Here is a 12,761-nt window from a genome sequence, read left to right as displayed (position 1 = left end):
CGGTTCTTACCGGTGGGTGACGCCCCGGCGCCGGCCGACGCCGACCACCAGGGCCACTGCGACGGCGGCAAGCACGACCTGCAACAGCAGCTCACGCCAGTCGACCCCGGCGGCCTCGGCGAAGCCCGAGGCGCGCGCGATAACCGTGCCCAGCAGCGCGGCGCCGACGCCGATCAGCATGTGCAGCCACATCGGCATGTCCTGCCGACCGGGTACGGCCAGCCGGCCCAGCAGGCCGACGATCAGGCCGACGATGAGCGCGGTGATGATGCCCCAAACGGTGAGCTCCACGGTCGCTCTCCTTCACGAGATGTCGAGTCAGTGATTGCGGTGTTCCTCTCGTGACCGGTGAGTTCCCGAGCGCTGACGGACCCAAACCGACATCCCGGGACAGGCGGTGCGCGTGCGCCCCGGACCGGACGTCCGACCCGGTTCCGGACGTACGCGAGGGTGCCCGGCCGGCCGGGCACCCTCGCGGGGGAGATTCGGTGGTGTGCGGTTACCGGTGGGTGACGCTGCGGCGCCGGCCCACGCCGGCAACCAGGGCCACGGCGATCGCGGCCAGCACGACCTGGACCAGCAGCTCCCCCCAGTCGATGCCGGCGGTCTCGGTGGCGATGCCCACCGCCCGGGCCAGGACGGTGCCGAGCAGCGCCGCACCGACGCCGATCAGCATGTGCAGCCAGATCGGCATGTCCTGCCGGCCGGGTACGACCAGGCGACCCAGAGCGCCGATGATGAGACCGACAACGAGCGCGGTGATGATGCCCCAAACGGTGAGCTCCACGGTCGCCCTCCTTCAAGAGTGGTGTCCACGATTCGTGGCGTTCCTGTCGTGACCGCTAATTCCCGACCCGCCGAAAATCCAAACCGGCCCGGCGCGCGCCGACGTTGTCGGCCGTCAATGGCCACCGCCGTCCCATCCCCACGATGCCGTTCCACCGGTCGTGGCCGATCCGGCCGGGTGCGCGGTCGGCGGGCGAGGCGGAACATCACCTGCCGAGGGTGGCCGGACGCGCAACGGCCGGCGCCCGGACCGGGCGGGGGTGGCGTCCCTGCCCGGCCGGGGCGCCGGCCGTCGTCCGCCGGCGAACCGGCGGTGCGTCACTTCTTGCCGGGCGCCTTGCCGTCGCCGGAGTCGGAGGAGAGCGCGGCGATGAAGGCCTCCTGGGGGACCTCCACCCGGCCCACCATCTTCATCCGCTTCTTGCCCTCCTTCTGCTTCTCCAGCAGCTTGCGCTTGCGGCTGATGTCGCCGCCGTAGCACTTGGCGAGCACGTCCTTGCGGATGGCCCGGATCGTCTCCCGGGCGATGACCCGGCTGCCGATGGCGGCCTGGATCGGCACCTCGAACTGCTGGCGCGGGATCAGGTTGCGCAGCTTCGCGGCGATGGTGGTGCCGTAGTTGTACGCCTTGTCCTTGTGCACGATGGCACTGAACGCGTCGACCGGCTCGCCGTGCAGCAGGATGTCGACCTTCACCAGGTCGGACGACTGCTCGCCGGAGGGCTCGTAGTCCAGTGACGCGTAGCCCTTGGTGCGGCTCTTGAGCTGGTCGAAGAAGTCGAAGATGATCTCGGCGAGCGGCAGCGTGTAGCGCAGCTCCACCCGGTCGGCGGAGAGGTAGTCCATGCCGAGCAGGTTGCCGCGCCGGCCCTGGCACAGCTCCATCACCGCGCCGACGTAGTCGTTCGGGGTCAGCACGGTCGCCCGCACGGTCGGCTCGTACACCTCGGCGATCTTGCCGGTCGGGTACTCGCTCGGGTTGGTCACCACGACCTCCTGACCGTCCTCCAGGACGGCCCGGTAGACCACGTTCGGGGCGGTGGAGATCAGGTCCAGGTTGAACTCGCGCTCCAGCCGCTCCCGAATGATCTCCAGGTGCAGCAGGCCGAGGAAGCCGCAGCGGAAGCCGAAGCCGAGCGCCCCCGAGGTCTCCGGCTCGTACGTCAGCGCGGCGTCGTTGAGCTTGAGCTTGTCGAGCGCGTCGCGCAGGTTGGGGTAGTCGGAGCCGTCGATCGGGTAAAGACCGGAGTAGACCATCGGCTTCGGGTCCTTGTAGCCGCCGAGCGGCTCGGTGGCCGGCCGGCCGTTGATGGTGACCGTGTCACCGACCCGGGACTGCCGGACGTCCTTCACGCCGGTGATCAGGTAACCCACCTCGCCGACGCCGAGCGCCTCGGCCTTCTGCATCTCCGGTGAGATGACCCCGATCTCCAGCAACTCGTGGGCGGCGCCGGTGGACATCATCTTGATCCGGTCCCGGGCGCTGATGCGCCCGTCGATCACCCGGACGTAGGTGACCACACCCCGGTAGACGTCGTAGACCGAGTCGAAGATCATCGCCCGGGCGGGCGCCTCGGCGTCGCCGACCGGCGGCTGGAACTGCCGGACGATCTCGTCGAGCAGGTACGGCACGCCCTCGCCGGTCTTCCCGGAGACCTTGATGCAGTCGGCCGGGTCGCCGCCGATGAGGTGGGCCAACTCCTCGGCGTACTTCTCGGGCTGGGCGGCCGGCAGGTCGATCTTGTTGAGCACCGGGATGACGTGCAGGTCGTTCTCGAGCGCCAGGTAGAGGTTGGCCAGGGTCTGCGCCTCGATGCCCTGGGCGGCGTCGACCAGCAGGATGGCCCCCTCGCAGGCGGCCAGCGACCGGGACACCTCGTAGGTGAAGTCGACGTGGCCCGGGGTGTCGATCATGTTGAGGACGGCGGGCTCGCCGGCCCGCTCGCCCTCGCGGATGGTCCACGGCATCCGGACGGCCTGGCTCTTGATGGTGATCCCGCGTTCGCGCTCGATGTCCATCCGGTCGAGGTACTGGGCACGCATCTGCCGGGGGTCGACCACGCCGGTGAGCTGCAGCATCCGGTCGGCCAGGGTCGACTTCCCGTGGTCGATGTGGGCGATGATGCAGAAGTTCCGGATGCGTGCCGGGTCGGTGGCACCAGGAGCGTTCGCGCCGGAATCGAGCGTCGGTGGCACAGCGGTCCGTTCTGGTCGGCTGACGTGAGCAGGCCGGCGACGCCGGCCCCCTCTATGCTCCCACGCCGCCGCCCCAGGCCCGCTGCGCGGGCGATCCCCGGCCCCGGGGCCATCGCGTCACTCCGGCGATCCCGCACCCGGGCCGCGCCGGAGGCCGCCGGCGATCCCCACCCCGCTGGTCTCCGCCGGGTCACTCCTCCGCCGGGTCACTCCTCGGGCGGCTCGACGAAGAGCGCGGCGAGCTTCGGCAGCCGGGCACGCGCCTGTTCCTCGTCGTCGAAGTCCCAGAGGTCGTTGAGGTCCGGCACCGCGGCGGCCTCCCGCTCCGCCGGCAGTTGCGCGGCGGTCGCCTTCCGGTACGCCACCCAAGCCACCCCGAGCATGTCCGCGCAGGCCAGCTCCTCGCCGGTGAGCGAGGCGGCCCGGACCTGCGGCAACTCGGCCAGCGAATCCGGGTCGGCGACGGCCCGCGCGAACACCTCCCGCCCCTGGGCCATCAGCCAGCCCCGGAACTGGTCGAAGCCGTCGTCGGAGACGCCCCCGTTGATCAGGTACGCGGCTCCCCAGAGATCCGCCCGGTGCGAGGCGGCGAGCACCCGGGTCTGGTGTTGCGCGTACCCGACGATGTCGCCCGGGTCCCGCGCGGCCAGCAGGGCGACGGCCCGCGCGGCCACCGCCCGCGGCTCTCCCCCACCCCCGGACCGGGCCCGGTCGATCAACCGCCAGAAGTCGTCGGTCCTCATGGCCTGGCAGTCTCCCAGACCCCGGCGCCGGGCCCCTTGTCGTCACGCCACGCGGTGACCGGCCGGCCGCCGAGCCGATCGGTGAGCCAGGCCAGTCGCCCGTCCAGGGCGCCGGTGGCGGTGGCGGACGCCTCGATCAACGCCCAGAAGTCCTCGGTCCCGATCACACGGGCAGTGTCGCGCTGCGGTACGACACGTACCCGGGCAGCATGGTGACGTGCCCCCGACCTCGCCGCCGTACCCCGGAAGCGCCGGGCGGCCCGACTGGTCGGCGCTGCCAGCGCGGCTGCGCGGCGCGCTCGCCGACCGGCTCGGCGCCCCGGTCGTCGCGGCCCGCACCGCCCCCGCCGGCTTCACCCGCGGCTTCGCCGCCGTGCTCACCACCGCCGACGGCGGCCGGGCCTTCGTCAAGGCCGCGACCGCCGGGCAACCGCAGCTGGTCACCTGGTACGCACGGGAGGCCGCGATCCTCGACCGGCTCCCGCCCGGCCTCCCGGTGCCCCGCCTGCGGTGGACGCTGGACGAGGCGGACTGGTACGCGCTCTGCCTGGACGCCGTCGACGGGCGGCCGCCCCGGCTGCCCTGGGTGCCGGCGGAGCTGAGCGCGGCCCTGACCGGGTACGCCGACCTGGCCGCCGCCCTGGCCGGCCCGCCCGCCGGCCTCGTCGCCCTCGACCTGCCCCACCTGGCGGACCTGGCCCGGGAGGACATCCTGTGGTGGGGTGAGGTGCACGCCGGCCGGGAACCGCTGCCGGCGCTGCCCGCCCGGGTACGGCACCGGCTGCCCGAGCTGGTCGCGCTGGAGTCCCGCCTCCCCGGGTACGCCGCCGCGGCGGCCGGCCTGATCCACGGCGACCTGCGCCCCGACAACGTGCTGATCGACGCGGACGGGCGGGCCTGGTTCTGCGACTGGACCTGGCTCTGCCGCGGGCCGGCCTGGTTCGATCTGGTGACTCTGCTCCTCGGTGGGTATGCCGACGGGCTGGACGCCGACGCGATCTTCACCGGCCACCCGGTCGCCGCCGGCGCGCCACCGGACGCGCTGGACGTCACCCTGGCCGCCCTGGCCGGCTACTTCCTCACCACCGCGGCGGCGGCGCCAGCGACGGCCTCGGCGCAGTTGCCGGCGCACCAGCGGTGGAGCGGGGAGCAGGCGCTCGGCTGGCTCGCCCGGCGGCAGGGCTGGACCTGAGCCCCACCGGCCCGCCCCGGCCGCCCGGTCCGGCGCCGCCACCTGACGCGGGAGCACCGGTCCTTTGGCGTCGCCTGGGCGCCCGGGAGCACCGGTCCTTTGGCGTCGCCTGGGCGCCCGGGAACACCGGTCCGGGGCGTCGCCGGGGGGCGCGCGGGAGCGAGGCTCGGGCCGGGTCGGACGGGAGCCGTTTTGGCTCGTCCCGACCGACCTGGTAACCTGGCTCTTCGCGCAGCGGTGACGCCTGCTCGTCGCGCGCAGAAGCAGACCAACCCGAGCTATCAAGACGAGGCTGTCGCGTGGCGAACATCAAGTCCCAGATCAAGCGCAACCGGCAGAACGAGAAGCGCCGGCTGCGCAACAAGTCGGTCAAGTCGTCGCTGAAGACCGCCATCCGCAAGTTCCACGAGGCCGCCGAGGCCGGTGACGTCGACAAGGCCACCGTCCTCATGCAGGACGCCGCGCGCAAGCTGGACAAGGCGGCCAGCAAGGGCGTGATCCACGCCAACCAGGCCGCGAACCGCAAGTCCGCGATCGCCAAGCGCGTGGGGTCGCTCTCCGCCTGACGAGGCGCTGCGTACCCGATCGGAAGCCCCGGACGTCACCGTCCGGGGCTTCCGCCTGTCCACCGCTGGCCGAAGACCTCCGGCGGCCGGGGCGCACCCGTCTACCTCCGGCACGCCCTGCCACCGGCTTCTCCGTGCCGCTCGTACCTTTGCCGCCGGCCCGTGGCCTCCCTGCTGCCGGCCAATGCCTCCCCCGGCCGTCGGCCTCCCTACCGCGGCCTCCCTGCCGGCCGCTGGTCAGCCCAGCGGGTGGGGCCGATTCCGGCCGGGGCCGCCCTCGAAGGACGACTCGTCACGGCGCAGCCCGCGCGTCGCGGCGGGGTCGGCGTTCCCGTAGCGCGACCGGGCGCCGGGCCCGGGGCGGGCGGTGCGGGTCACCGGCTCCGTGGTGATCACCACTCCCGGGACCGCGTGGGTGATCCATTCGACCTTGGCGCGCCCGACCACAGGCTCCATCTGCCGGCGGAAGCGCTCCCGCTCCTGCTCGGGCACGAGAGCCGCGGACCGGACCACCATCGCCGCCACCACGTCGTTGAGCTTCACCATCACCGCCACGGTGGCGGGCAGGATCAGCACCGCCCACCAGGTGACCAGCTCGGCGAGGGCGAGCAGGGCGGCGAGCGCGATGGCGCCCTCGAAGAAGACGAAGCAGAGCACCCCGCCCGGGTTGACGAAGCGCAGCCCGAGCACCCGGGCGTACAGCGGACGGTGGCGCTCCCCGTCGGCCTGGACGGTGGCCCAGGAACGCCGGGGCGGTCCGCTCACCGGGCGCCACCCTGCCGGGCGGCCGCGACCGAGAAGACGGCCCGCTCCAGGGCGTACGCCCGGTCGTCCGCGCCGCCCTTGACGGCCGCGTTGCACTCGGCGGCCACCTGCATGGCCCGGACCAGGCCCTCGGGCGTCCACCCCCGCCCCTGCCGCTGCGCCCGCTCGATCTTCCACGCCGGCATGCCCAGGCTGCTGGCCAGCTGGTAGGGGCTGCCCCGACCGGCGGAGGCGACCCGGGCCACGGTGCGGACGCCGTCGGCGAGCGCGTCGGCGATCGGCACCGGATCGACCCCCACGTGCAGGGCCCAGCGCAGCGCTTCCAGGGCGGCCGGGACGTCACCGACCATGGTGGCGTCGGCGACCGTGAAGCCGGTCACCTCCACCCGCCCCCGGTAGTAGCGGGCCACCGTGTCGGCGCCGATCCGGCCGTCAGTGTCCGCCATCAGTTGCGAGCAGGCCGAGGCCAGCTCGCGCAGGTCGTTGCCGACCGCCGCGAGGAGGGCCTCGGCCGCGTCATCGGTGCACTTGCCGCCGGCCCGGCGGATCTCGTCGCGGACGAAGGCCACCCGGTCACGGTGCCCCTTGAGCTTGGCGGCGGGCACCACCGTCGCCCCGGCCGCCTTCAGCCCGTCGGCGAAGGCCCTGCCCTTGGCCCCGCCGAGGTGCAGCACGATCAGCTGCACCTCGGGGTCGGGATTCTTCGCGTACGCCAGCAGGGCCGCCACCAGGTCCTTGCGGGCGTCCTGGCCGGCGCGGAGCACGAGCACCCGCCGCCCGCCGAAGAGCGAGGGGCTGAGCATCTCGGCGATCTCGCCGACGGCCAGGGTGCCGGCCTGGTACTCACGGACATCCACCGCGGGGTCGACACTGCGGGCCCGCGCGATCGCCTCGGTCACCGCGCGCGTGGCGAGCAGCTCCTCGTCGCCGAGGACGAGCAGAATGGGGGCGAGGCTGGCGGGGGTCACGCCGCCCATACTCGCACGGCCCGCGGCCCGATCCAGCCTGGTCATCGGCACTCCGTCGGCGGAGCCCGCACTCAGTGCAAATCCAGACATTTATGATAGTACGCCTCTAAAGCCAAGAATCATCATCGATCTCCGAGCCCGTCATGTTTCGGCCGGACCCTGCCGGGCGGGCCCTACCGCAGCCTCCCGGGCTCGGGGCCGCGGGTCACCACCGCCAGCCCTGGACGCCCGACGACGGCAGCGACGTCGCCGTCGGTGTCGGTCCGCAGCACCCGCGCTCCTCCCCTGGCCAGCCGGGCGAGCACAGCCGGGTTGGGATGGCCGTACGTGTTGCCCGTCCCGACCGGCACCAGGGCCACCGCCGGCCGGACCGCGTCCAGGAACGCCGGGTCCTGGTAGGCGGAGCCGTGGTGGGCGACCTTCAACACCTCCGCCCGCAGTCCGCCCGCCGGCACCCGCTCCAGCAGTGCCCGCTGCTCCTCGGTCTCGGCGTCCCCGGCGAGCAGGATCCGCACCCCGGACACCGTGGCACGCAGCACCAGTGAGTTGTTGTTCGGGTCCGACCGGGTCCCCCGCAGCGGGTACGGCGGACCGAGGACGGTCACCTCGACCGCGCCGGCCCGGTACCGCCAGCCGGCCGGCGCGGCCAGCAGCTCCGCCGAGCCGGCGGAGGCGGCGGCGCGCACCAGCTCCCGCCCGGTCGCCGGCTCCGGCCACGGCGGAGTCAGCACGGCACCGACCCGGCGGCCCCGGAACACGCCGCTGACCCCGCCGGTGTGGTCGATGTGGAAGTGACTGAACACCAGCAGCGGAACCTCCCGTACGCCCAGGCGGCGCAGGCAGCGGTCCGCCGCCGCCGGATCGGGCCCGGCGTCCACCACCACTGCTCGGCCGGCGGCCACCGGCAGCACCACGGTGTCCCCCTGCCCGACCGCGCACACGGCGACCACCCATCCGGCCGGCGGCCACCCGCCGGCCACCAGCCGGACCGGCACCGCGCCCAGCACCACGGCGACGGTGCCGACCGCCACCAGCCGGCGGACCACCGGCCGACGGACCGCCACCAGCAGCGCCAGCGTCAGCGCCGCGAGCAGCAGGGCACCGGTCACCCCGTCCGGCCAGGGCAGCGTGCCGGCCGGCAGTCGCGCGCCGTACCGGGCGACCGTGACCAGCCACCACGCCGGCCAGCTGGCCAGCCAGGCGGCGAACTCGGCACCGGAGGGCCAGAGCGGCGACACCGCCGCGGCCACCACACCGAGCACCGTGGCCGGGGCGATCGCCGGCACCGCCAGCAGGTTGGCCGGCACCGCGACCAGGCTGACCGTGCCGGAGATCCCGGCGACCACCGGAGCGCAGGCGAGCTGGGCGGCGGCCGGCACCGCCAACGCCTCGGCCAGCCCGGCCGGCACCCCGCGTCGGCGCAGCCCGTCCCGCCAGCGCGGTGCGAGCAACAGCAGACCGCCGGTGGCCAGCACGGAGAGCGCGAAGCCGGCGTCACCGGCGAGCTCCGGGTCGAGCAGCACCAGCACCGCCACCCCGGCGGCCAGGGCCGGCAGCGCCGCCCGGGGACGGCCGGCCGCCAGCGCGGCCAGACCGATCGCGCCCATGGTGGCGGCCCGCACCACGCTGGGCGACGGACGCACCAGGATGACGAAGCCCACCAGGGCCAGCCCGCAGAGCCCGGCGGCCAGCCACGGCCCGGCCCGGGCCCAGCGGGCGATCAGCAGGACCGCGCCGACGACAATGGCCACGTTCGAGCCGGAGACCGCGTTGAGGTGGGTCATGCCGGTGGCGAGGAAGTCCTCCTCCACGCTCGGCAGCAGCCGGCTGGTGTCACCGACCACCAGGCCGGGAAGTAGGCCGCCCTGCGCCTCCGGCAGCGGCGCACAGGCCTGTTGCAGGCCGTGGCGGAGCCGACCCGCCGCCCGCTGTGACGACGGCGGGGCCCCGTGCCGAGTCGGCGGGCCGACCGCGCTGAGCACGGCGGCGGTCAGGTCGCCGCCGCGCGGAGCGGCCAACCGCCCCTCGGCGGTCAGCCGTTGCCCGGGCAGCAGGCCGCGCCAGGCCGGGTCAGCGGCCAGCACGAGGATCCGCACGGGCACCTCGACCCGCCGGCCGTCCGGACCGGTGACACCGGTCAACTCGGCCGCGACCAGCAGCGTTGCCGGACGCCCAGGGTTGCCGCGCAGCGGGCGGGGATCGTCGCGGACGACGAGGTCGGCGGCGACCCTGGCCCGCGCCTCGGCCAGCGCGCGGATCGGCCCCGCGTCGCGCGCGGCCAGCCGGGCGGCGGTCGCCGTCGCGCCGCAGACCACGCCGAGCAGGACGGCGACGACGATCCAGCCGTACCGCCGGGTGGGTGCCGCCGGCCGGCCGGCGAGGCCGAGCAGGTGGAGCGTGCCGAGACCGGCCAGCGCGGCGGCCACCACCGCCAGCAGCAGGGTGGCGCCGGCGGTGAGCTGCAGCCCGGCCAGTGCCGCGAGCCAGGCGGCCACGGCCAGGCCGGCGAGCCGCAGGTCGGGAGCCCTCGCGCCGTCGGCCCCGGTCGGTGACCCGGGCGCACTCGCCGCCCTCACACCGTCACCAGGTCTTTGAGCTGCTCGTAGCGGGCGTCCCCGATGCCGTCGACCTGGCGGAGATCGCCGACGGATCGGAAGCCGCCGTGCTGGTCGCGGTGGGTGAGGATGCGCTGGGCGAGCACCGGCCCGACCCCGGGCAACGCGTCGAGCTGCGCCAGCGTCGCGGTGTTGAGGTTGACCCGGCCGCCCGGACCGGGCGTGGCGCCGGAGCCGGCCTGGGGTGGTGCGGCCGCTCCGGGCGGCGCCGCGACGCCGACCAGGATCAACTCTCCGTCGGTGACCTTGCGGGCCGGATTGAGCATGGCCACGTCCACCCCGGGCAGCGCCCCGCCGGCGGCCGCCACGGCGTCGGCCACCCGGGCCCCGGCCGGCACCCGGACCAGCCCGGGACGGCGTACCTTGCCGGCCACCGCCACCACCAGCTCACCCGGCGGGGTGGCGACCGCGTCGGCGGCGGCCGTCGCCGCGGGCGCGGGCGCCGCGGGATCGGCCGTCGCCAGCGGTGGCACCGGCTCGGTGTGCGGCCGGGATCGCCAGGCCCAGAAGCCGGCGCCGAGCACGACCACGACGGCGACCACCGCGAGTGCCCGCACGCCCCGCCGCCCCGGGTCGAACGCCCCGGGCCCGGCCAGCCACGACACCGGCGCCGCCTCGTCGCCGTCCGGCGGGATACCGGTCGGCGGGTCTTCGCGACCATCGGCCGCGAGCGCCGCCCCCCGCGGCTGGTGCCCGACCTGCCGGAGGGCCTGCTCGCCGGGGCGCCGGTCGAGCCGTACCCGGGCCGGAAGCTGTCGGTCAGCGTCAGCCGGGGTTCGAGCAGCGTGACCAACGGCCGGGAGCGGTTCGGCGCCGGGCGGCCGGGCGGCCACCTGCGACGGCGAAGCGAAACCGGCCGGCTCGCCCGGCGAGACCGGATCGGCCGGGAGCACGGCGGTCGGCAGGCTCGACGGGCGCACCGCCGGCACCGCCGGCTCACCGTCGGCCGCGCCGGGCATCAGGCGTCGCAGCCGCTCCCGGACCACCGTCTCCTCGTCGTACGACACGGCGTGAGGCTAGGACGGCGTGGCCGCTCCGGGAGTGCCTTGCGCACCCCGACTGTGGACAGTGCGGGCCCTGTGGACAGCGCCCTGATCATGACTGGGATGTGTTATGCGCGGGCACGCTCGGCGGGCGGCGGGCAGCTCACCCGAGGAGTTGGGCGCGCACGTCGGTCAGGACCCTCCGGGCCCAGTCGAGCTGGGGGCAACCGTCCTCGGTGCACTGCCGGCAGCCACCGGGCTGCCACGGGCTCTCCGAGCGGGTCCAGTGCATGTCCATCGTCCGGTTCGCGGCCCAGACGAGCTCGGACAACGTCACCGGCTCATCCATCGGCACGGCGTCCTCCGAGGCGAGGCGTGGTCGAGCCGGGGCGGTAGCCGAGGGCGCGCTGGTTCCGGGTGGTGCGGCGCACCGCCGTGGGATGCAGGTCCGGGCAGGAGGAGAAAAACGGCCAACCGCAGGAACACCGCGGCTCGCTCCAGGGCTTCCAGAATCTTCGCCTTGGTAGGTGTCGCCGATGGGTCATGGTCCGAGACCTTCCGCGAGATCAGGAGGAGGCCCGCTGTGGAGGGTCGACCGCTCCACAGCGGTTGACCGGAACCCGTCGGATTGCTGAAGTCCAGGGCGTCCGCTCACTGTCTCACTGTAGTCACTGTCTCAGTGTAGTCAAGACTTCACCGTCTTCACTTGCTCGGCTTGCTGGCTTGTCCGCTCATGGCCGGACCTGAAAGCATGATCTCGCTGAAGTCCAGGAGAGCCGATCATGCCAACGAGACCACCCCACTATCGGCGGGTAGCCGACGACATCGAGCAGAAGATCCGATCCGGCGAGTATTCGCCCGGCCAGCAACTGCCCTCGGTCTCGGAAATCGGCCAGATCTACAACGTCGCCCGCTCAACCGCCTACCGAGCGGTCAAAGAACTGCACACGCGGAACCTGATTTACGGGCAGCAAGGGCAAGGCGTCTTTGTAGCCGAGGCCGAATAGCCGCACTGGCGGTCAGTGGGCCTCGGGGTCGAGGCCGAGCACCGACCGTCCCCCGTCGACCGGCAGGGTCACCCCGTTGACGAAGCCCGCCGCCGGCGACAGCAGGTACGCGACCGCCTCCGCCACCTCCTCCACCCGGCCGATCCGGCCGACCGGATGCAGCCGGGTCAGCTCGGCGTCGATCCACTCCGCCTCGGCCGGTTCCCGGCCGGCGAGGAAGGTAGCGTGCCGGTCGGTGGCGACGGAGCCGAGCGCGACCGCGTTGGTCCGGACGCCCCGCGGCCCGTACTCCACGGCCAGCGCCCGGGTCAGCCCCTCCACCGCGGCCTTCGCCGTGGCGTACGGCAGACATCCGGGCACCGGCCGGCGGGCCTGGTGTGAGGAGACGTTGACGATGGCGCCGGCGGTACCGGCGGCGAGGAAGCGGCGGACCGCCGTGGCCGCGCCGACCACGGCGGGGCGCAGGTTGAGCCCGATCAGGTCGAACACCTCGCCGACCGGCGCGGAGTGCACCGAGGCGTCCCGGAACACCGCGGCGTTGTTGACCCAGCCGGTCAGCGAGCCCGACCGTTCCGCCAGCTCGGCGGCCTCGGTGGCGACCTGCTCGTCGGCGGCGTCGCCGACGATCGCCGCCAGCCGGTCGGCGGCCGGGTGCGGTCTCAGCCACGCCACCGCCGCCGGCTCCCGCTCGATCACCACGACGGTGTCACCGGCCGCGAGGAGCCGTTCCACGATGGCCCGACCCACTCCCCGACCGCCGCCGGTCACCACACAGGACATCGCCACCCCCACGCATCGGTCGTCACGCCGCGGCCGGCTGTCTCGCCGCCCCGTCCATGAGGGCAGCTCGACAGGACAACTCGACCACGACAGGGCGCTCGCTCGGCGGCGCGCCACGCTTCTCCGACGCCCGCGCCTCGACCGCCCGGTCCGCCTATGC

Annotated in this window: 14 protein-coding genes; 3 read left to right on the top strand and 11 right to left on the bottom strand. The window is 74.3% G+C overall.

Features of this window, described 5'->3' with window-relative positions; genetic code table 11:
- Window positions 1-6: 6 nt before the first annotated feature.
- The 5 genes from C1I99_RS09120 to C1I99_RS32690 all read right to left on the bottom strand — a co-directional run bounded on the left by C1I99_RS09120 (window position 7) and on the right by C1I99_RS32690 (window position 3,892).
- Window positions 7-291, bottom strand: coding sequence for a GlsB/YeaQ/YmgE family stress response membrane protein (locus C1I99_RS09120; protein WP_111133771.1), 285 nt, complete (start codon window positions 289-291; stop codon window positions 7-9).
- Window positions 292-499: 208 nt separating this feature from the next.
- Window positions 500-787 carry a GlsB/YeaQ/YmgE family stress response membrane protein gene (locus C1I99_RS09115; RefSeq protein WP_111133770.1) on the bottom strand — a complete coding sequence of 96 codons (288 nt, stop codon included), beginning with the start codon at window positions 785-787 and terminating at the stop codon, window positions 500-502.
- Window positions 788-1,104: 317 nt separating this feature from the next.
- Window positions 1,105-2,982: a translation elongation factor 4 gene (gene lepA / locus C1I99_RS09110; RefSeq protein ID WP_111133769.1), complete on the bottom strand. Its 1,878-nt coding sequence runs from the start codon at window positions 2,980-2,982 to the stop codon at window positions 1,105-1,107.
- A 206-nt stretch (window positions 2,983-3,188) separates the two neighbouring features.
- Entirely contained in the window at window positions 3,189-3,725 is a 537-nt protein-coding gene (locus tag C1I99_RS09105; protein ID WP_111133768.1) for a DUF4240 domain-containing protein, read from the bottom strand.
- The gene (locus tag C1I99_RS32690) at window positions 3,722-3,892 is read right to left on the bottom strand and encodes a DUF4240 domain-containing protein (protein ID WP_158554036.1); all 171 of its coding nucleotides are present in this window, start codon (window positions 3,890-3,892) and stop codon (window positions 3,722-3,724) included. Before C1I99_RS32690 ends, C1I99_RS09105 begins: the two co-directional genes overlap by 4 nt.
- A gap of 50 nt (window positions 3,893-3,942) precedes the next feature.
- On the opposite strand from C1I99_RS32690, the gene C1I99_RS09100 reads away from it, so the two are divergent.
- Both C1I99_RS09100 and rpsT read left to right on the top strand, forming a co-directional pair.
- Complete coding sequence (locus C1I99_RS09100) at window positions 3,943-4,917, top strand: phosphotransferase family protein (RefSeq protein ID WP_111133767.1); 975 nt, start codon at window positions 3,943-3,945, stop codon at window positions 4,915-4,917.
- Between the two features lie 299 nt (window positions 4,918-5,216).
- Window positions 5,217-5,483: a 30S ribosomal protein S20 gene (gene rpsT / locus C1I99_RS09095; protein WP_111133766.1), complete on the top strand. Its 267-nt coding sequence runs from the start codon at window positions 5,217-5,219 to the stop codon at window positions 5,481-5,483.
- A 237-nt stretch (window positions 5,484-5,720) separates the two neighbouring features.
- Here the strand turns inward: rpsT and C1I99_RS09090 are convergent, their stop codons facing one another.
- From C1I99_RS09090 to C1I99_RS32685, 5 genes are all read right to left on the bottom strand, one after another.
- Window positions 5,721-6,248, bottom strand: a complete 528-nt coding sequence (locus tag C1I99_RS09090; RefSeq protein WP_233512420.1) for a hypothetical protein — start codon at window positions 6,246-6,248, stop codon at window positions 5,721-5,723.
- Window positions 6,245-7,225 (bottom strand): DNA polymerase III subunit delta, encoded by a 981-nt coding sequence (gene holA / locus C1I99_RS09085; RefSeq protein WP_111133765.1) that lies wholly within the window; start codon window positions 7,223-7,225, stop codon window positions 6,245-6,247. Before holA ends, C1I99_RS09090 begins: the two co-directional genes overlap by 4 nt.
- A gap of 164 nt (window positions 7,226-7,389) precedes the next feature.
- The gene (locus C1I99_RS09080; RefSeq protein WP_111133764.1) at window positions 7,390-9,792 is read right to left on the bottom strand and encodes a ComEC/Rec2 family competence protein; all 2,403 of its coding nucleotides are present in this window, start codon (window positions 9,790-9,792) and stop codon (window positions 7,390-7,392) included.
- Complete coding sequence (locus C1I99_RS09075) at window positions 9,789-10,724, bottom strand: ComEA family DNA-binding protein (RefSeq protein ID WP_438941395.1); 936 nt, start codon at window positions 10,722-10,724, stop codon at window positions 9,789-9,791. The genes C1I99_RS09080 and C1I99_RS09075 overlap by 4 nt, the downstream gene beginning before the upstream one ends.
- A gap of 253 nt (window positions 10,725-10,977) precedes the next feature.
- The gene (locus C1I99_RS32685) at window positions 10,978-11,151 is read right to left on the bottom strand and encodes a hypothetical protein (RefSeq protein WP_158554035.1); all 174 of its coding nucleotides are present in this window, start codon (window positions 11,149-11,151) and stop codon (window positions 10,978-10,980) included.
- A 445-nt stretch (window positions 11,152-11,596) separates the two neighbouring features.
- Here C1I99_RS32685 and C1I99_RS09065 point away from each other — a divergent pair, with 445 nt between their 5' ends.
- On the top strand, window positions 11,597-11,821 hold the full coding sequence (locus C1I99_RS09065; RefSeq protein WP_111133761.1) for a GntR family transcriptional regulator: 225 nt from the start codon (window positions 11,597-11,599) through the stop codon (window positions 11,819-11,821).
- Between the two features lie 12 nt (window positions 11,822-11,833).
- On the opposite strand, the gene C1I99_RS09060 is transcribed toward C1I99_RS09065, so the two are convergent.
- A complete protein-coding gene (locus C1I99_RS09060) occupies window positions 11,834-12,601 on the bottom strand; it encodes an SDR family NAD(P)-dependent oxidoreductase (RefSeq protein ID WP_111133789.1) in 768 nt (255 codons plus the stop codon).
- Between the last annotated feature and the right edge of the window lie 160 nt (window positions 12,602-12,761).

Origin of the sequence: Micromonospora deserti, assembly GCF_003236335.1 — a bacterium.
GTDB classification, from domain to species: domain Bacteria; phylum Actinomycetota; class Actinomycetes; order Mycobacteriales; family Micromonosporaceae; genus Micromonospora; species Micromonospora deserti.
The sequence above is the reverse complement of the archived record's forward strand: the minus strand, read 5'-3'. Positions and strand labels throughout refer to the sequence as shown.